We start from the raw sequence: 17,301 nt of genomic DNA, 5'->3' as shown, positions 1-17,301 counted from the left end.
TTAACCTTTCGCCGAAGCCCGATGTTAATATAGGGCTCGCGATGGAAGCGCGCATGGCAATGACCGTATATCTGAACGACGTCCCGCGATCGACGGCAAATGGGCGTGCGTCGCGTCGGCAATTGCGGCTTCCGCTCCACGGATCAAAGGCGGCGGGCTCCGAAATCGAGGCTTTCGTTCACAATATTTCAGCCACCGGCATGCTCGTCGAAAGCCGGGCGCCGCTCGAAATCGGCGAGGTAATCGAGGTCAATTTGCCGCACAGCGGCAAAACCGCGACGAAAGTGATCTGGACCAGCGGCGGTCTCGCCGGATGCCAGTTCGAAATGCCGATCTCGCCAGCAACGCTCAGCGCCGCGCAGTTGAAAAGTGTGGTGGGGCCCGATGCGCACGCCCCCAACGACGGGCCGGTCCCGGCCACCGAAAGCTTCGGCGTCCGTCTGCAACGGCTGCGCGCGGCAAAGGAATGGACTCAGGGACAGCTTGCGGGCCGGCTGGGGGTCAGCGAGCCGTCGATTTCGGCATGGGAACTCGACAAGGCCCGGCCAAAAGCGGGCCGGATGGAGGCCCTGTCAGTCGCCCTCGGGGTCGAAATTTCCGAACTGCACGGCTTTGACGAGGCCGGGAATCTGAACGATCTGGTCGCAAAGGCAAAGGCGCAAATCGCCAGGGCCGCCGGAGTCAGCCCGAGCAACGTCAAATTCACCATCGAGATATAGGCGAAGGATTGCGGCCAAATCGGCAGCCCACGTCCGCTTTGGGGCTGAAAGCAGGCATCCCCGCACGTTCGTTATCCGGGCTCGACCCGGGACCCGCTGCAGCGCTGAAGTCATCGACTCCGGATCGGGTCCGGGGTGACGAGGAGGATAATATCCTCGCTGTCGCGAAGCGATGGGGAGGGGGACCGCTCGCGAAGCGAGGGGTGGAGGGGCCGCGACCTCGCGCCATTCGCCCCTCCGTCAGCGCTTCGCGCTGCCACCTCCCCATGCCTGCGGCACAGGGAGGATCAATGTCCGCTTTTGGTCGATTACAGACGTTGCAAGCACAGCTGCATCCGCCGCTGATGCTACGACCGCCCCGCCCCGCCCGTCTATCGAGGGGGATTCTCGCCTTACGGTTCCGGCAACAACAGGCTCGCATCGCCATAGCTATAGAAGCGGTAATCCCCTTCAATCGCATGCCGATACGCCGCCTGCATCGTCTCCAATCCCATCAGCGCGCTGACCAGCATGAACAGGGTTGATCGCGGCAGGTGGAAATTGGTCATCAGCCCGTCGATCGCCTTGAACCGATAGCCCGGCGTAATAAAAATCGCGGTGTCGCCGGCGAAGGGCGCGATGATGCCATCGTCCTGCGCCGCGCTTTCGAGCACACGCAGGCTGGTTGTCCCGACCGCGATGACACGGCCGCCACCGGCGCGCACAGCGTTGAGCCGCGCCGCGGTATCGGCGTCGATCCGCCCCCATTCGGCGTGCATGACATGGTCTTCGGTATCGTCGGCCTTGACCGGCAGGAATGTCCCGGCGCCGACATGCAGGGTCAGCGTTTCGGACGCGATACCCGCCGCCGCCAGCGCTTCGAGAAGGGCCGGCGTAAAATGCAACGCGGCGGTCGGCGCCGCAACCGCACCGTCTTCGCGCGCGAACATCGTCTGATAATCGGCGCGGTCGTCGTCGTCGGTCGCGCGCTTGCCCGCGATATAGGGCGGCAGCGGCATCGTGCCGGCGCGCTCGAGCAGGATTTCGACCGGCTCGTCGCCGGCAAAGGTGAGGATGAAGCTGCCGTCGGCCAGCCGCTCCTCGGCCAGCGCCGCGACCCCGGCGCCGAAATCGACCGTCTCGCCCACGCGCAGCCGCTTGGCGTTGCGGACGAACGCCTGCCAGCGGCGCAGGTCGATCCGCTTGTGCAAGGTGGCGCCGATCCTTGCCTCCCCGCGCCGTCCTTCGAGCTGCGCGGGAATCACGCGTGTGTCGTTGAAGACAAGGCAGTCGCCCGCGCGCAGCCATTGCGGCAGGTCGCTGACGCCCGCGTCGATCATCTTGCCGCCATTGACGACGAGCATCCGCGCCGCGTCGCGCGGCCGCGCGGGGCGCAGCGCAATGCGCTCGTTCGGCAGGTCGAAATCGAAGGCGTCGACGCGCATGGGGGTTCGCGCGCCTCCCCGGAATTACTGGCGGATCGGAGCGTTAAGCTCGTCAACCGTCACCGCGGGCGCGGCCGGGGGGGCCGCCTCGACCAGCGCCGATGGCGGCGGCATCGGCTTGTTGTCGGCCGCGACCGACACCTGGACCATGCGCGACATCACCGCGGGCGGCTCGCCCTTCTGAATCGCATCGACATATTGCATGCCCGAAATGACGCGGCCGAACGCGGTGTAGCGGCGGTCGAGCGAGAAGCGCGGTTGCAGCATGATGAAGAACTGGCTGTTCGCGCTGTCCTCGCTCTCGGCGCGCGCCATCGACAGCGTGCCGCGCAGATGCGGGGTCACGTTGAATTCGGCCTTGATATCGGGAAGCTGCGAACCGCCCTGCCCGGTCGCGGTCGGGTCCCCCGTCTGCGCCATGAAGCCGTCGATCACGCGGTGGAATTTGATCCCGTCATAGAAACCCGCACGCGTCAGCTGCTTCAGCCGTTCGACATGGTTCGGGGCGACATTGGGATAGAGCTGGATCACGACCCGGCCGCCCGTCGAAAGGTCGATGTTGAGCATATATTCGGGGTTATTGATATATTGGTCGGGGGTCATCGCGGGGACCGCGGGGACTTCGGTCGCGGGCGTTCCTTCAACCGCGGCAGATGCCGCGGGCGGCGCTTCCACAGGCGCCGGGGCCGGGGCCGGGGTTTCCACCGGCGGCGCCGGCTGGGTCTGCTCGGGGTTGGGCGAAGGCGCGGGCGGCGCCTCTTGCGCTATGGCCGAAGCCGCGAGACCGAACGCCATCGCCGTAAGAACCAAGGGGCGGAAGGAAAATGTCATGCTGGATCGGCCTTTGGATAATAACTGGATTTGCGCCCCGATGGCGCGCCGTAGCTGGAAAAAGCTGAACGCTCAATGATCGGTATCAGCGATCGCCCTGCAAAAGGCCGCGTTCGGCGATGCGCGCCACCACGGCATCGCGGACCGAAGGCGTCACGAATTTGTGGATGTCGCCGCCAAAGATCGCGATTTCCTTGACCAGCCGCGACGCGATCGGCTGAAGCCCGACGTCAGCCATCAGGAACACCGTTTCGATCCGGTCGTTCAGCTGCTGGTTCATCCCCGCCATCTGATATTCATATTCGAAATCGGCGACCGCGCGCAGCCCGCGGACGATCATGTTCGCGCCCTCGCGCTCGGCAAAGTCCATCAGCAGCGAATTGAAACCGACGACGCGGATATCGCCGTCGATGCTCGCGACCTCGGCCTTCACCATCGCGATACGCTCGTCGTCGTCGAACATTGGCGATTTGGTGATGTTGGTCGTCACCCCGATCACCAGCCGGTCGACCAGCGATGCGCCGCGCCGGATGATGTCCATATGCCCGAGCGTGATCGGATCGAACGTCCCCGGATAAACCCCCACCCGCATCAACGGTCCCTTTCCACGACATAGCGCGCGATCGCGCGCAACAGCGTTGCCTCTTCCCCAAAGCCCGATAAATGCCCGATCGCCTGTTCGACGAGCGCGGTCGCCTGTTCGCGCGCGCGTTCCAGCCCCATCAGCGTGACGAAGGTCGCCTTGCCCGCCGCCTCGTCCTTGTGCAGTGCCTTGCCCGCCAGCGCTTCGTCACCCTCGACATCCATGATGTCGTCGGCGATCTGGAACGCCAGCCCGATGTCGCGCGCGTAGCCGCGCAGCGGCGTGCGCCCCTCGGGCGGGATGCGCGCAAGGATCGCGCCGGCCTCGACCGAAAAGGCGATCAGCGCCCCGGTCTTCAATTGCTGAAGCCGCGTCACCGTCGGCAGATCGAAATTCGACGTTTCGGCGGCAAGGTCCATCATCTGTCCGCCCGCCATGCCCGCGGGCCCCGACGCGCGCGCGAGTTCGCAGCACAGCTCGCCGCGCACGAACGGATCGCTGCTCGTCGCCGGGTCGCACAGCCATTCGAACGCCAGCGCGTGCAGCGAATCGCCCGCGAGCACCGCGGTCGCCTCGTCAAACGCCTTGTGCACCGTCGGCTTGCCGCGGCGGATATCGTCGTCGTCCATGCACGGCAGATCATCGTGGATCAGCGAATAGACGTGCATTGCCTCGACCGCCGCGCCGACGCGCAGGGTCAGTGCGCGCTCGACGTGGAACAGGTCGCCCGCCGCGCGGACGAGCAGCGGGCGCAGCCGCTTGCCCCCCGCGATCGCGGCGTGACGCATCGCTTCATACAGCGGCCCACGCGGGTCGGCCGGAACGGGCAGAAACTGGTCGAATAGCCGGTCGATCCCCAGCGCCACCTCGGCCTGGACGCTGAGGAGCAATTGCGTACCGCGCGAAATTTCACTGTCTACCGATGCCATGACGCCTCAGCTTTCGCCGAAGGGAGTGGTTCCCGTCGGCCGTCCGTCGGCGCCCAGGCTGACCTGTTCGATCCGCGCCTGCGCCGCCGCGAGCCGCGCCTCGCAATGCCCGCGCAGCGCGTGGCCGCGTTCATAGAGCGTCACCGATTCCTCAAGGCTGACATCGCCGCTTTCGAGCCGCCGTACGATCGTTTCGAGCTCGCCCATCGCGGCCTCGAATGACAGCGACGCGATGGCGGGGCCGCTATCGGCTTGGGCGGCGGTATCGGGGGTGTCCGTCATGTCCCTGCTTTGGCCCTTTCGCCCCCTCGCGGTCAAGTATGACGTCCGACGGAACGGCAGGCCCGGCGCTGACAATTTTTTAAGGCTATCGTCGTAAAAGGCGGCGGCGAAGGGGGGCGGTTTCCATGACGACATATCACGGCGATCTGACGCAGTTCTCGAATATCCGGTTTCAAAAGACGCGCCACAAGTCGCTCGTGGTCGCCTATCTCCTGTGGTTCTTCTTCGGAATGCTCGGCCTCCATCGCTTCTATATGGATCGCCTGACGACCGGATTCGTCCAGCTCGGCATCGTTCTTGCCCAGATAGTCATCGTCTTCATCAGTCCCAACCTGACGCTCTTCATACTCGGCGCCCTCGCGATATGGGTGTTGATCGACGGGATATTGATTCCCTTCATGGAATGACCGTCTCGGGGTGATTCGGGGGCATTGACCCCCGCGCGCCCGACGATAGATTTGCCTCCATGTTCATCGGCCATTTCGCCCCGGCGCTGATCGCCGCGACCCGCCCCCGCGCGGCGGGGCTCGGAACGCTGTTCGTCGCGGCGCAGCTCGTCGATATCGGGTTCGCCGCGCTGCTGATCCCGGGTGTCGAGGCGATGCGGATCGTCCCCGGCATCACGGCGATGAACCCGATGGACCTCCACCACATGCCCTATACCCACAGCCTGCTCGGCGCCCTCATCTGGGCGACGATTTTCGGCGCGCTGCTGTGGTTCGCGACAAGGCGCAGCGAAGCCGCGATCGGCGCCGCGCTGGTCGTCGTCTCGCACTGGTTCATCGATGTGCTGGTGCACATCCCCGATCTCACCCTCTATGGCGCGCCGCCGAAGCTCGGCTTTGGCTTGTGGAACCATCCGCTGATCGCGATGCCGCTCGAGACCCTGATGATCGGCGGAGCCCTTCTCTATTATTTGCGCCGTACCCGGGCACCGACGGGCAACCTTCGGCTGTGGGTGCTTGCCGCGTTGCTGGCTTTGGCGCAGGCGGTTGACTGGTTCGGCCCGAAAGAGCCCGTCTATTCGCTCGCGGTCCCCGCAACGATGCTCTTCGCCTACGCGTTGCTTGCGGGAACGGCCGCTTGGGCGGGCGCCGGTCGCCACGTTCGCACCGCCAAGGCTTTCCCATGAATCCTCAACTTGTTGCCAGTTATGTCGCGACCGCGATCATCTTTGGAATCCTCGACGCGCTGTGGCTGCAATATATGGTCACCAAAGTTTATCGGCCCGAGATCGGGGCGCTCCTGATGGACGGATGGCGCCCCGCCCCCGCGCTCATTTTCTATGCGCTTTACATGCTCGGTATCCAGATTTTCGCCATCGCACCGGCCCTGGCAGCGGGAAAATGGCAGGTCGCGGCGCAGTGGGGGGCGCTGTTCGGCTTCTTCTGTTATATGACCTACGACCTCACCAATCACGCCACGATGAAGATCTGGTCGGCCAGGGTCACTTTGCTCGACATCGCCTGGGGCACCGTGGCAACGGGTTTTGCCGCAGGCGCAGCAGCATGGCTGGTCCTGACATTGCTGCCCCGCAGCAACTGACCCGCTTCACCCGGCACAATCGCGATTCCGTTTTTTGCAATTGCTGACACCCGCGCCGCCATTCATGTTGCACCGCACAAGAAGAGAGGGGCTCGAAGGCAAGTTTTGTTCAACCGACAAGGACTTGCATCATGAAAAAAATCATTCTCCCCGCCCTCGGCCTGCTCGCGCTCGCGCCGTCGATCGCGCTGGCGCAGGAAGCGCCGACCAGCCGGTTCGAATATGAGGGTGCGACCTACAGCTACACCGTGACCAAGGTGGGCGACACCCGCGTCATCAGCGGCATCGAGGAACGCACCGGCAAGCCGTTCACGCTCCGCGTCGGTGCGAACCGCGTCCGCGGTACCGTCGGTTCGCAGCAGGTCAGCTTCGCGCTGCGCGATGTCGAACCGCTGACAAAGCCCGTCGCGACCCTCGCCTCGCGCTAATTAAATAGGGACAGTCCCTATTTAATTTTAAACGGACGACCGCGCCGTCCTGGAACGGCGCGGTCGCCGATATATTCGGACTGCGCAGCCAGCCACGCCGGAACCGCGCGCGGCCGGCCCGACAGCAACGCCTGTTCGATCGCCTCCGCCTCCTCATCGGCGGCTTCCAGTCCGCTCGCCAGCATCGCGCGCCAGTTCGACACGGTATCGGCAAATTCTTTCCCGCTCACCAGCCGGTCAGGGCGCCGCGCCACATGCGCCGCCGCGCTCGACCATGTCCATTGCTCGGCCGTTTTGACCAGCCCCGCCTTCACCGGGTTGTTTTCGACATAGCGCAGCGCGACCATCAGGTGCGCCTCGTCCATGGCATAGCTGGCGTAGCGCCCCTGAAAGAGGTGGCCGCTCGTCTCCTGCATCAGGTTGATCCGCTGCGACAGCCGGGTCGCGGCGCTCGCAATCGGCCCGCGCAATCCATCGGTTGTCGATGGAACAAGGATGAGGTGAACATGATTGTCCATCAGGCACCAGGCAAGGCACGTCGTCGCATAGCGCTGGCATCCCTCGGCGAGCCAGTCGACGTAGCGATTCCGGTCGGCGTCCGAGAAGAAAATCGGCTGCTTGCGGTTGCCCCGTTGCACCACATGATGCGGGACGCCGGGGATCACGATGCGGGACGCACGCGGCATGGGCCCTCCAAATTGGCAAATTAAATAGGGACTGTCCCTATTTATTGCGTGCGACGCCCCGACACGCAAGACCGTCGATAAATTAAATAGGGACTGTCCCTATTTATTGAGCCTGTTCGGTTTGCGCGTGTGCGGCTAAAGGCGCGCCATGACTCAGACCGCAACCGCGCCCGCCTCCGTCATCACCCCCCAGGTCGTCGCCGACCACGGCCTGTCGCCGGAAGAATATGAGCGCGTCCTCGCCGCGCTCGGGCGCGAGCCAAACCTTGTCGAACTCGGCATCTTCTCGGTCATGTGGTCCGAGCATTGCAGCTATAAAAGCTCGCGCCTGCATCTCAAGAAATTGCCGACCGAAGCGCCGTGGGTGATCTGCGGCCCCGGCGAAAATGCCGGCGTTATCGACATCGGCGAAGGACCCGACGGCAAGAAGCTGGCGGCGATCTTCAAGATGGAGAGCCACAACCACCCGTCGTATATCGAGCCCTATCAGGGCGCGGCGACCGGGGTCGGCGGCATTTTGCGCGACGTCTTCACGATGGGAGCGCGCCCCGTCGCAAACCTCAACGCGCTCCGCTTCGGCCGCCCCGACCATCCGAAGATGAAGCACCTCATCTCGGGCGTCGTCCACGGCATCGGCGGTTACGGCAATTGCGTGGGCGTCCCCACGGTTGGCGGCGAGGTCAATTTCCACAAGGCGTATGACGGCAACATCCTCGTCAACGCGATGACCGTCGGCATCGCCGAACAGGACAAGATCTTCTATTCGGCCGCCAGCGGCGTCGGCAATCCGATCGTCTATGTCGGATCCAAGACCGGCCGCGACGGCATCCACGGCGCGACCATGGCGTCGGCGGACTTCGGCGAAGATGCCGAGGAAAAGCGCCCGACGGTGCAGGTCGGCGATCCCTTCACCGAAAAATTGCTGATCGAGGCGTGCCTCGAACTGATGGCATCGGACGCGATCGTCGCGATTCAGGACATGGGCGCCGCGGGCCTCACCAGCTCGTCGGTCGAAATGGCATCGAAGGGCGGCGTCGGCCTCCACCTCAAGATGGACGATGTGCCGCAGCGCGAAACCGGCATGACCGCCTATGAGATGATGCTGTCCGAATCGCAGGAACGCATGCTGATGGTGCTGAAGCCGGGCCGCGAGGATTTCGCCGCCGCGATCTTCCACAAATGGGAACTCGATTTCGCGGTCATCGGCACCGTCACCGACACCGGCCGCATGGTCCTCGAGCATCATGGCGAGATCGTCTGCGACATCCCGCTCGCGCCGCTCGCCGACGATGCGCCGCTCTACGACCGCCCGCACGTCCCGACGCCGAAGCAGCCCGCGCTGACCAACGTCCCCGAGACGACGGACGTCGCGGCCGACCTCAAGACCTTGATGGGCACCCCCGACATCGCTTCGCGCCGCTGGATCTGGGAACAATATGACAGCCAGGTCGGCGCCGATACGGTGCAGACCGGCGGCGATGCCGCACTCGTCCGCATCCACGGCACCAACCGCGCGCTCGCGATGTCGACCGACTGCACCCCGCGCTATTGCTACGCCGACCCCGTCGAGGGCGGCAAGCAGGCGGTCGCCGAAACCTGGCGCAACATCAGCGCGGTCGGCGCGACGCCGCTCGCGATCACCAACTGCCTGAACTTCGCCAACCCGCAGCGCCCCGAAATCATGGGCCAGATCGTCGGCTGCCTCGACGGCATGGCGCAAGCGTGCATCGCACTCGACTATCCGATCGTGTCGGGCAACGTCAGCCTCTATAACGAGAGCAAGGCGACCGGCGGCGGCAGCGCGATCCTGCCCACCCCCGCAATCGGCGGCGTCGGCGTGATCGAGGATTGGAACCGCGCGGTCGGCATCGGCTTCAAGCGCACCGGCGACATCGTTCTCGCGGTCGGCGAACGCGCCGGCCATCTCGGCCAGTCGATCTGGCTGCGCGAAATATTGGGCCGCGAAGAAGGGCCGCCGCCCGAGGTCAACCTGCGCTGCGAAAAGCGGACGGGCGACTTCATCCGCCATGCGATCAATGCCGGCTGGATCACCGCCTGCCACGACGTGTCGGACGGCGGCATGGCGGTGACGCTTGCCGAAATGGCGCTCAAATCGAACATCGGCGTGCTGGTCAGCGAAGAACAGCCCTTCGGCGTCGCCGAGAGCTTCTTCGGCGAGGATCAGGGGCTGTATCTGGTCACCGTCTGCGACACCTGCCTCGCCGACTTCCTCGACGCCGCTGGCCGCGCCGACGTGCCGGTCGATCCGGTCGGCCGCACGATCAAAGACCGCATCGTCTTCGAACTGGAGGGCAGCGACCATCAGGTGACGCTCGCCGAACTGCGCGAAGCGCATGAGGGTTTCTTCCCGAAGCTGATGGGAGCCGACGCGGCACTCGCCTGACGTCTTTGTGAAAGAGAGGGGCCGATGAGCATCCATATCGGAGTCGGAGGATGGACCTTCGAACCGTGGCGCGGCCCCTTCTACCCCGCCGGTCTCGCGCAAAAGCGCGAGCTCGAATTTGCCGGCCAGCATCTGACCGGGATCGAGATCAACGGCACCTATTATGGCAGCCAGAAACCCGAAACCTTCGCCAACTGGGCCGCATCGGTCCCCGACGGGTTCAAATTCAGCGTCAAGGCGTCACGTTTCACCACCAATCGCAAGGTTCTGGCCGAGGGCGCCGGATCGATCGAGAAATTCCTGACGCAGGGGCTCACGCGGCTCGGCGACCGGCTCGGCCCGATCCACTGGCAGTTCATGGCAACAAAGAAATTCGTGCCTGACGATTTCGCCGGCTTCCTCGACCTGCTGCCCGACACGCAGGACGGTGTGCCGCTGCGCCACGCGATCGAGGTTCGCGACGAAAGCTTCCGCGACCCGGCGTTCATCGACATGGTGCGCGAACGGAACATGGCGATCGTCTTCGCCGACAGCGACGAATTTCCGTGCATCGACGAACAGACCGCCGACTTCACCTATGCGCGGCTTCAGCGCAGCCAGGAGGATGTCGAAACCGGCTATGACGACAAGGCGCTGGACGCTTGGGCCAACCGCGCCCGCGACTGGGCCAAGGGTGACCGCGACGTCTATATCTTCTTCATATCCGGCGCAAAGGTCCGCAACCCGGCGGCGGCGCAAGCGCTGATCGCGAAGCTGGCGGAATGACGATCCTCCCTGTGGCGAAGCCATGGGGAGGTGGCAGCGCGAAGCGCTGACGGAGGGGCTACAACGCGTCCCCTCCACCGTCCGCTGCGCGGACGGTCCCCCTCCCCACGCCTACGGCGCAGGGAGGATCTTTGGATCAGGCCATCGCAGCCTTTGCTGCGAGGAAGTTGTACGGATCGATCCCGCGGTTGCGATATGCCCGATGCGCTTCGTGATACAGCGTCGGCTCGCCGATCCCCAGCCGCGCGCGTGCGGCTTCGAGCGGTTCGGCGAGCAGCGAGCGGATGTCCTGCTCGATGATGGCTTTCGAAGCCTTGCCGTTGCGCTGGCCCTGGCGGATCGCGCCCATCACCGGCGCATCGCTCTTGATGCTGCGCTTCACTTCATAGCCGCCGGCATAGGCAATAAACGCATTGCCGTAATTGCCCGTCTGGCCATAGGTGAAGCCGAGCACGCACTGTTCGCCCAGCGCGTCGCGGCCATAGCCGGTCAGGATATGGAACAGGTCGTGCGTGTCGCGCAGACGGTTCGAATACCATTGCACCTGGTCGTCGAACTTCGGACGGCCCATCTTGTCGGCCTCGGCGACAAGGCCGGCGGCCGACAGGCCTTCGCGGCGCATGAAGGTGACATAGGCGTGGCCGACACTGCCTTCGGGCAGTTCATCGATCCAGCTGTGATCGTCGAGCAGGTCGGGCAGATAGGGTTCGCGTTCCATCAGCTTCCGGCCGAAATCGCTTTCGACGAAAGCGCGCGCGTCGTCCATGAAGCCCTTGCGCGGCAAATTCTCGAAGATGTGGAACACCTGTTCGGTGTCTTCCTTGTCCGCGATCAGCTTGCGGAAGTGCTGGAACGCCTTGAACGGGCGGAACCGCTGCGGCTGGCGGTCGGGATGAGAAAAGATCGTGGGGGTCATGGCTGGTCTCTTGCGAATCAGTTTGATGATGGTGATTTACCACTACTGACATAGATGTCAATAATGACTTAATCGCTGGACCGCACGGGGTCCCCACCGTTATATCTTCATAATACAGCAGGGGATCGATGTGCGCGAAGATAGAGAAGTTGCGACCGAACGCCTCATCACCCTCGATGCGCTGCGCGGCTTCGCGGTCATGGGCATTTTGGCGATGAACATCGTCGCCTTCGCAATGCCCGAAATGGCCTATGTCTCCCCGAAAGCCTATGGCGGCGAAACACCTTCCGACATCGCTGCGTGGGCGCTGGGCTTTATGCTGTTCGACGGCAAGATGCGCGGGCTGTTCTCGATCCTGTTCGGCGCGAGCCTGCTCCTGATCGTCGACCGCGCCGAAGCGTCGGGACAAAATCCCGGATCGGTTCATTATCGCCGCATGGCGTGGCTCGCGATCTTTGGGCTTTGCCATTATTTCTTCATCTGGTGGGGCGACATCCTCTTCCTCTATGCCGCTGTCGGCTGCATCGCGTTTAATTTTCGCGGCTGGGAGCCGCGCCGGCTGATCAAATGGGCGCTCGGCCTTTTCACCCTCGGCATTCTCCTGACATCGCTGTTTTTCGGCGCGCAACTCGTCGTCGCCGGCGCCGCCGACAATCCCGCGTCGCCAATGGCCGAGACCGGACGCGAACTCCGCGCCGAATATGCCAAGATCGATGACGAAGTGACCGAGGAACTCGAACTCTATCGCGGTCGCTATCTGCCCATCCTCGACGAACGCCTGGGCAGCGCCGCGAATCCGTTCATCGGCGTGCTGATGATGATGCTCGAAACGCTACCGCTGATGATGTTGGGCATGGCCCTGTTCCGCAATGGCTTCCTGACCGGTGGGTGGACATCGGGCGATTATAGGCGGACGGCACGGCGCTGGCTGCCGCCCGGCCTGTTCCTGACGCTGCTGGTCGGCTGGCTTCAGTGGCGGTCGGGGTTCGATTATCTCGTCGGGGTTAATGCCTTCATGGCGTGGGCGGGTCCCGGGCGGCTGATGATGACCATCGCCTATGCCGCGCTGCTCGTGCTGCTGATCCGGCGCGCCAGCGATAGCGCGTGGATCGCCCGCATCGCCGCGACGGGCCGGGCGGCCTTCTCCAACTATCTCGGCACCAGCATCGTGATGACGACGATTTTCTACGGCTATGGGACTGGACTGTTCGGCGAAATTGGTCGCTGGACGCTCTATCTCTTCTGCGCCGGGATGTGGGCCGCCATGCTGCTGTGGTCAAAGCCGTGGCTCGAACGCTTTCGCTATGGACCACTCGAATGGCTGTGGCGCAGCCTCGCACGCGGAGCGCTGCAACCGATGCGGAAGGCTGCGGCTCAGTAACCCACAGCGCGGTCGAGGCCGCCTGCGCGGCGCTGGACGAGCGGATTGGCTTCTCGCTCCAGCGCAGCCAGCGTTTCCTCGAACAGCGGGCGCAGTCCAACGACGCGCGGCAGATATTCCTCGGGACTGATCTGGCTTTCGACGCAGTGCCGCGCGAAGACCTCGATATCTTCGGCCAACGCGCCGAGCTTTTCCCCGCCGAACTGGCGCGCTTCGCTCTTTAGCGTGTGCGCGGGCATGACGAGGCCGCGCGCGTCGCGCGCGCGCATGGCTTCCTCGATCGCCGCCACCGACTTGGTGCCGTCTTCGCGAAAATAGCCGAGAATCCGCACAAACGCCGCCCCCAGCTGGGTACGCGTCGCGCGAAATTCATCCCAATCGACCAGGATTTCGTCCAATGTTTCGTCCCTTGGTGTTCAAATTCGGCCGTGGTCCCAACCGATCCATGCCCAAGTTCGGTAAAAAAGACGTTACGGTGTCAGCACCCTTGCAAAGAAAGGCGCTCCGTTTTGGGTCAGCGGCGGATGCGCCATCGCCCTTCGCCGGTCGGCGTTCCATCGGACACCACCGTCCAGCCATGCTCGCCTGCAAGCGCCGCGACCTCACGCCCCGCCTGCGGATCGTCCGCGATCAGATACACATCCGGGGCATCGCGCATCGCGCGCGCCAACCGCAGCGCGGGCCATGGGCAGCGCATTCCGCGGGCATCGACGACGAGCGCGCCCGCGGTGTTAAATATCGTCATTCGTCATAGGGATTGCGCGAATTGCGGAAGTTAAGGCGCACCGGCACGCCCTGAAAACCCAGTTCCTTACGCATGCCGTTGACGAGATAGCGTTCATAGCTGCCGGGCAGCGAATCGGTGCGGGTGCCGAAAACGACAAAGGTCGGCGGCCGCGTCCGCGCCTGGGTGATATAGCGCAGCTTGATCCGCTTGCCGCCCGGCGCCGGCGGGGGATTGGCATCGACCGCGCGTTCGAACCAGCGGTTCAGTGCCGATGTCGAAACGCGATTGTTCCAGATCGCGCGCTGTTCGAAGGCAACGCGGACCAGCGTGTCGATTCCCCGGCCCGTCGCCCCCGAAATGGTGAGGACCGGCACGCCTTTAACTTGGCTGAGCCCGTCCTCGAGCGCGGCGCGGACGCCGTTGAACAGTGACGATGGCTCGTCGGCGACATCCCATTTGTTGAGCGCGACAACCAGTGCGCGGCCTTCCTGCAGCACCCGGTCGGCGATGTGCAGATCTTGTGACTCAAGGCCCTTTGTCGCGTCAAGCAACAGTACGACAACCTCGGCGAAATCGACCGCGTGGAGCGCGTCGGCGACCGACAGCTTTTCCAGCTTGTCCTGCACCTTGGCGCGCTTGCGCATGCCAGCAGTGTCGAACAGCTGGATCTCGTGGACCTCGCCGTCCTTTTCCCACTGCCAGTCGACGCGGATCGAATCGCGCGTGATCCCGGCTTCGGGCCCGGTGATCAGGCGATCCTCGCCGATCATGCGGTTGATCAAAGTCGATTTGCCCGCGTTGGGGCGGCCAACGATCGCGAGCTTCATCGGGCCGAGCGGCGGGTCTTCGTCCTCCTCGCCCTCAACCGAAGGTAGCACCGCTTCGAACACGGCAGCGTCATAGCCGTCGACGATCGGGCGCAGCGCGTCAAACAGGTCGACGATACCATCGCCATGCTCGGCGCTGAGCGCGATCGGATTGTCGAAGCCGAGCGAATAGGATTCCATCAGGCCGTTTTCGCCCTGTTTGCCCTCGGCCTTGTTGACGACGAGGATGATCGGCGTGTCCTCGCTGCGCAGCCAGCGCGCGATTTCCTCGTCGAGCGGGGTTACCCCGGCGCGGCCGTCAATCATGAACAGCGCGGCATCGGCCTGGCGCACGGCCTTTTCGGTCTGCACCCGCATCCGGCCGGGCAGGGTCGCGGCATCATAATCCTCGAAACCCGCGGTATCGACGATGCGGAAATCCAGCCCGAGCAGATGGCCGTCGCCCTCGCGACGGTCGCGCGTCACCCCGGGCTGGTCATCGACAAGCGCGAGGCGCTTTCCGACCAGCCGGTTGAACAGCGTCGATTTGCCCACATTAGGCCGGCCGACAATGGCAATCGTCGCGAATCGCGACATCCGTTTTTCCTTCAATAAATAGGGACTGTCCCTATTTAAATTAAATAGGGACAGTCCCTATTTATTGGCCTAGCGCCAGGCCGTGATCTGCCCGTCGTCCGCGAGGACGTACAAAATATTGTTCGCAACCACCGGGGACTGCGACAACGACGATTTGAACTCGGTCGTTCCCAGCAAAGAACCGTCTGTCGGCGAAAATTCCGACAAAATTCCCTCGCTGTTGACCGAAATCAACCGGCCACCCGCAAGGATCGGCCCGGTCCAGCGGATCGGATCCTTCTTCTTCTTTTCGGTTTCGACCCGGAAGCGGGCGAGTTGCTGCAACCAGCGAACCTTGCCGTTTCCGCGCGCGACGCAGAGCAGCTTGCCGTCGTCGGTCATCGCATAGACCCACTCGCCCACCACATAAGGCGTCGAGATACCGGCAATCGAGATCTCCCAGCTTCGCTGCCCGGTGACGAGCTCATAGCTCGCCATGCGGCCACCCTGGCCAAGCGCGAAAACCCTGCCCCGATCAACGACCGGATCGGCATCGACGTCGGTGAGCGTCGATACCGACAGCGCCATCGACGTGCGCGCGAGCGCGTCTTCCCACAGGTCGCGGCCATTCTCGTAGCGGTAGGCCTGAACTTCGCCCGACGAGAAGCCGGCGACGATCGTCCCCTGCCCCGCCGCGGGCGACGCCGCGCCGAACACGCTGCCGGCCTCTGCCGACGCCGTCGCCTGCCACTGCACCGCGCCATTGGCAGCGTTGAGCGCGAAAATCTGATTGTCCTGGCTGATCACATAGACGCCGCCAAAGGCGATCGTCGGCGCGCCGCGTAGCGGCCCTGCCGGCTTCACCTTCCAGATCACCGATCCATCGGCGACGTTGAGCGCCGCGACATCGCCGACGCCGCTGGTCGCGTAAACGACATTGCCGTCAACCCCAGCGCCGCCGCCGAACAGCGAATCCTTGAAGTCCTTGCCCGTGCTGCCGATGGCTGCGCTCCACAGCTTCGCGCCCGTGTCGGCGGCGAAAGCGGTGACGATCGCGTCGGTGTCGACGACGAACAGGCGATTGTCGGCGACCACCGGCGAGGCCGCGATCCGTTGTTTGTTGGTGCTGCCCGCGATATTGGCTTCCCACAGCTTGGTCCGCGTCGCCGCGAGCGCCGGATGCCCCATCGATTTCGATGCGTTACCGCCCGACTGTGCCCATGCGGCATTGACCGCAGGCTCGGGCAACACGACCGCAATCGCTGCGGTCGCGGTATCGACCTTGATACTGTTATCGTTCGACAGGATCGACACGCGATCGCCGATCGTCGGGGTCTTTGGCCCGCCATCGCCCTTGAGCACGCCGCATGCCGTCAGCGGCAGCGCGAGCAGCATCGCATAAATTCCGAAACGCGTTTTCCGCATATTATTGGGCTTCCTCAGTCTTTTCGGCTGCCGCTGCCTTCGGCGCAGCACTGCCTTTCTGGTCCCCGGCGGCACCTTGTGCCGCCTTTGTCTTCTCTGCATCGACGCTTTCCGCCGCCCGATCCGCGACCGCGTCGACACCCAGCATTCCCGCCATCTGGACCGAGCGCGATTGCAGCGACTTCGAAACATTGGGCAATTTGGCGATGCGGCCGTAAAGCGCCCCCGCCTGGTCGAATTGGCCAAGCTGATAATGCGCGGTGGCCGACAATTCGGCGGCGCTCGCGAACCAGCTCGATGCCGGATCCTTCGCATCGACCATCGGCTTCATCCGCGCGATCACCACGGCGGGCTTCAGCGTGTCATATTCGAACGCCGTCTGACGGATCAGCGCGAGATCGCGCAGCGCCTGATCGAGTTTGCTGTCGGCCGCGACCTTCGCCATCAACGCAGCCGCCGCCTTCAGATCACCGGCCTGCGCCTTGATGTTCGCTTCCTGCATCTGCGCAACCGCGCGATAGGCGGGATCGCCCTCGGCGGCGAGCTTCTGCAAGTCGGTTGTCGCGGCGCGCGGTTGGTTGGTGCCGAGCTTTTCGAACGCCGCGATCAGCTCCTCGGCCTGCTCGCCGCGCGCGGCGTCCTGACGATGGTTCCAGAAGAGATAGCCGCCGAACGCGAGCAGCGCGGCGAGGACGCCGGCGATGATCCAGCGGCCATAGCGCTGCATGATCGTATCGAGCCGGTCCTTGCGGACGGCCTCGTCGACTTCCTGCAACAGCGCGGCATCATTCGTCGGGCTCAGGGCCAATCAAACCTCCATAAACTCAATATTGGCACCGGGCTTTCAGCATCGCGCCGGCCGCTTCCTTAGCGA

Annotated in this window: 20 protein-coding genes; 8 read left to right on the top strand and 12 right to left on the bottom strand. The window is 64.1% G+C overall.

Going from position 1 to position 17,301, the window contains the following annotated elements; translation table 11 throughout:
* Window positions 1-53: 53 nt before the first annotated feature.
* Complete coding sequence (locus tag AC3A43_RS14565; RefSeq protein ID WP_487793278.1) at window positions 54-719, top strand: helix-turn-helix domain-containing protein; 666 nt, start codon at window positions 54-56, stop codon at window positions 717-719.
* 392 nt (window positions 720-1,111) lie between these two features.
* Here the strand turns inward: AC3A43_RS14565 and queA are convergent, their stop codons facing one another.
* From queA to AC3A43_RS14540, 5 genes are all read right to left on the bottom strand, one after another.
* Window positions 1,112-2,143, bottom strand: a complete 1,032-nt coding sequence (gene queA / locus AC3A43_RS14560; protein WP_487793277.1) for a tRNA preQ1(34) S-adenosylmethionine ribosyltransferase-isomerase QueA — start codon at window positions 2,141-2,143, stop codon at window positions 1,112-1,114.
* Window positions 2,144-2,167: 24 nt separating this feature from the next.
* Window positions 2,168-2,974, bottom strand: coding sequence for a peptidylprolyl isomerase (locus AC3A43_RS14555; RefSeq protein ID WP_487793276.1), 807 nt, complete (start codon window positions 2,972-2,974; stop codon window positions 2,168-2,170).
* A gap of 85 nt (window positions 2,975-3,059) precedes the next feature.
* Window positions 3,060-3,566, bottom strand: a complete 507-nt coding sequence (gene coaD / locus AC3A43_RS14550; protein ID WP_487793275.1) for a pantetheine-phosphate adenylyltransferase — start codon at window positions 3,564-3,566, stop codon at window positions 3,060-3,062.
* Window positions 3,566-4,486, bottom strand: a complete 921-nt coding sequence (locus tag AC3A43_RS14545) for a polyprenyl synthetase family protein (protein ID WP_487793274.1) — start codon at window positions 4,484-4,486, stop codon at window positions 3,566-3,568. Before AC3A43_RS14545 ends, coaD begins: the two co-directional genes overlap by 1 nt.
* A gap of 6 nt (window positions 4,487-4,492) precedes the next feature.
* Entirely contained in the window at window positions 4,493-4,768 is a 276-nt protein-coding gene (locus AC3A43_RS14540) for an exodeoxyribonuclease VII small subunit (protein ID WP_487793273.1), read from the bottom strand.
* A gap of 125 nt (window positions 4,769-4,893) precedes the next feature.
* Between AC3A43_RS14540 and AC3A43_RS14535 the strand changes: the two genes are divergently transcribed.
* The 4 genes from AC3A43_RS14535 to AC3A43_RS14520 all read left to right on the top strand — a co-directional run bounded on the left by AC3A43_RS14535 (window position 4,894) and on the right by AC3A43_RS14520 (window position 6,741).
* Window positions 4,894-5,175, top strand: coding sequence for a TM2 domain-containing protein (locus tag AC3A43_RS14535; protein ID WP_487793272.1), 282 nt, complete (start codon window positions 4,894-4,896; stop codon window positions 5,173-5,175).
* A gap of 59 nt (window positions 5,176-5,234) precedes the next feature.
* On the top strand, window positions 5,235-5,900 hold the full coding sequence (locus AC3A43_RS14530) for a hypothetical protein (protein ID WP_487793271.1): 666 nt from the start codon (window positions 5,235-5,237) through the stop codon (window positions 5,898-5,900).
* On the top strand, window positions 5,897-6,313 hold the full coding sequence (locus AC3A43_RS14525) for a DUF2177 family protein (RefSeq protein WP_487793270.1): 417 nt from the start codon (window positions 5,897-5,899) through the stop codon (window positions 6,311-6,313). Before AC3A43_RS14530 ends, AC3A43_RS14525 begins: the two co-directional genes overlap by 4 nt.
* Before the next feature lie 131 nt (window positions 6,314-6,444).
* Complete coding sequence (locus AC3A43_RS14520) at window positions 6,445-6,741, top strand: hypothetical protein (protein WP_487793269.1); 297 nt, start codon at window positions 6,445-6,447, stop codon at window positions 6,739-6,741.
* A gap of 17 nt (window positions 6,742-6,758) precedes the next feature.
* On the opposite strand, the gene AC3A43_RS14515 is transcribed toward AC3A43_RS14520, so the two are convergent.
* Entirely contained in the window at window positions 6,759-7,427 is a 669-nt protein-coding gene (locus tag AC3A43_RS14515) for a transposase (RefSeq protein ID WP_487793268.1), read from the bottom strand.
* A 148-nt stretch (window positions 7,428-7,575) separates the two neighbouring features.
* Between AC3A43_RS14515 and purL the strand changes: the two genes are divergently transcribed.
* On the top strand, window positions 7,576-9,831 hold the full coding sequence (gene purL, locus AC3A43_RS14510; RefSeq protein ID WP_487793267.1) for a phosphoribosylformylglycinamidine synthase subunit PurL: 2,256 nt from the start codon (window positions 7,576-7,578) through the stop codon (window positions 9,829-9,831).
* A gap of 24 nt (window positions 9,832-9,855) precedes the next feature.
* The gene (locus AC3A43_RS14505; RefSeq protein WP_487793266.1) at window positions 9,856-10,596 is read left to right on the top strand and encodes a DUF72 domain-containing protein; all 741 of its coding nucleotides are present in this window, start codon (window positions 9,856-9,858) and stop codon (window positions 10,594-10,596) included.
* 136 nt (window positions 10,597-10,732) lie between these two features.
* Here the strand turns inward: AC3A43_RS14505 and AC3A43_RS14500 are convergent, their stop codons facing one another.
* Window positions 10,733-11,512, bottom strand: coding sequence for a Coq4 family protein (locus tag AC3A43_RS14500; protein ID WP_487793265.1), 780 nt, complete (start codon window positions 11,510-11,512; stop codon window positions 10,733-10,735).
* 130 nt (window positions 11,513-11,642) lie between these two features.
* Between AC3A43_RS14500 and AC3A43_RS14495 the strand changes: the two genes are divergently transcribed.
* Window positions 11,643-12,893, top strand: a complete 1,251-nt coding sequence (locus tag AC3A43_RS14495) for a DUF418 domain-containing protein (RefSeq protein ID WP_487793264.1) — start codon at window positions 11,643-11,645, stop codon at window positions 12,891-12,893.
* Here the strand turns inward: AC3A43_RS14495 and AC3A43_RS14490 are convergent.
* From AC3A43_RS14490 to AC3A43_RS14470, 5 genes are all read right to left on the bottom strand, one after another.
* On the bottom strand, window positions 12,887-13,291 hold the full coding sequence (locus AC3A43_RS14490; protein ID WP_487793263.1) for an Hpt domain-containing protein: 405 nt from the start codon (window positions 13,289-13,291) through the stop codon (window positions 12,887-12,889). The genes AC3A43_RS14495 and AC3A43_RS14490 overlap by 7 nt on opposite strands.
* A gap of 116 nt (window positions 13,292-13,407) precedes the next feature.
* Complete coding sequence (locus AC3A43_RS14485; protein ID WP_487793262.1) at window positions 13,408-13,638, bottom strand: sulfurtransferase TusA family protein; 231 nt, start codon at window positions 13,636-13,638, stop codon at window positions 13,408-13,410.
* Window positions 13,635-15,023 carry a ribosome biogenesis GTPase Der gene (gene der, locus AC3A43_RS14480; protein ID WP_487793261.1) on the bottom strand — a complete coding sequence of 463 codons (1,389 nt, stop codon included), beginning with the start codon at window positions 15,021-15,023 and terminating at the stop codon, window positions 13,635-13,637. Before der ends, AC3A43_RS14485 begins: the two co-directional genes overlap by 4 nt.
* A gap of 69 nt (window positions 15,024-15,092) precedes the next feature.
* Window positions 15,093-16,427 (bottom strand): outer membrane protein assembly factor BamB family protein, encoded by a 1,335-nt coding sequence (locus AC3A43_RS14475; RefSeq protein WP_487793260.1) that lies wholly within the window; start codon window positions 16,425-16,427, stop codon window positions 15,093-15,095.
* 1 nt (window position 16,428) lies between these two features.
* Window positions 16,429-17,235, bottom strand: a complete 807-nt coding sequence (locus AC3A43_RS14470; protein WP_487793259.1) for a tetratricopeptide repeat protein — start codon at window positions 17,233-17,235, stop codon at window positions 16,429-16,431.
* Window positions 17,236-17,301 lie beyond the last annotated feature (66 nt).

Source organism: Sphingopyxis sp. Soil_C_28 (assembly GCF_057657055.1).
Note: the sequence above shows the minus strand (reverse complement) of the source record. Positions and strands in the feature narration are given on the sequence as shown.

Excerpts from the sequence above, each read along its gene's own strand:
- coaD (WP_487793275.1), bottom strand. The coding sequence starts at position 3,566 with ATGCGGGTGGGGGTTTATCCGGGGACGTTCGATCCGATCACGCTCGGG.
- AC3A43_RS14530 (WP_487793271.1), top strand. The coding sequence starts at position 5,235 with ATGTTCATCGGCCATTTCGCCCCGGCGCTGATCGCCGCGACCCGCCCC.
- AC3A43_RS14535 (WP_487793272.1), top strand. The coding sequence starts at position 4,894 with ATGACGACATATCACGGCGATCTGACGCAGTTCTCGAATATCCGGTTT.
- AC3A43_RS14555 (WP_487793276.1), bottom strand. The coding sequence starts at position 2,974 with ATGACATTTTCCTTCCGCCCCTTGGTTCTTACGGCGATGGCGTTCGGT.
- AC3A43_RS14545 (WP_487793274.1), bottom strand. The coding sequence starts at position 4,486 with ATGGCATCGGTAGACAGTGAAATTTCGCGCGGTACGCAATTGCTCCTC.
- AC3A43_RS14475 (WP_487793260.1), bottom strand. The coding sequence starts at position 16,427 with ATGCGGAAAACGCGTTTCGGAATTTATGCGATGCTGCTCGCGCTGCCG.
- AC3A43_RS14485 (WP_487793262.1), bottom strand. The coding sequence starts at position 13,638 with ATGACGATATTTAACACCGCGGGCGCGCTCGTCGTCGATGCCCGCGGA.
- AC3A43_RS14540 (WP_487793273.1), bottom strand. The coding sequence starts at position 4,768 with ATGACGGACACCCCCGATACCGCCGCCCAAGCCGATAGCGGCCCCGCC.
- AC3A43_RS14520 (WP_487793269.1), top strand. The coding sequence starts at position 6,445 with ATGAAAAAAATCATTCTCCCCGCCCTCGGCCTGCTCGCGCTCGCGCCG.
- AC3A43_RS14515 (WP_487793268.1), bottom strand. The coding sequence starts at position 7,427 with ATGCCGCGTGCGTCCCGCATCGTGATCCCCGGCGTCCCGCATCATGTG.
- queA (WP_487793277.1), bottom strand. The coding sequence starts at position 2,143 with ATGCGCGTCGACGCCTTCGATTTCGACCTGCCGAACGAGCGCATTGCG.
- AC3A43_RS14505 (WP_487793266.1), top strand. The coding sequence starts at position 9,856 with ATGAGCATCCATATCGGAGTCGGAGGATGGACCTTCGAACCGTGGCGC.
- der (WP_487793261.1), bottom strand. The coding sequence starts at position 15,023 with ATGTCGCGATTCGCGACGATTGCCATTGTCGGCCGGCCTAATGTGGGC.
- AC3A43_RS14525 (WP_487793270.1), top strand. The coding sequence starts at position 5,897 with ATGAATCCTCAACTTGTTGCCAGTTATGTCGCGACCGCGATCATCTTT.
- purL (WP_487793267.1), top strand. The coding sequence starts at position 7,576 with ATGACTCAGACCGCAACCGCGCCCGCCTCCGTCATCACCCCCCAGGTC.
- AC3A43_RS14500 (WP_487793265.1), bottom strand. The coding sequence starts at position 11,512 with ATGACCCCCACGATCTTTTCTCATCCCGACCGCCAGCCGCAGCGGTTC.
- AC3A43_RS14565 (WP_487793278.1), top strand. The coding sequence starts at position 54 with ATGGCAATGACCGTATATCTGAACGACGTCCCGCGATCGACGGCAAAT.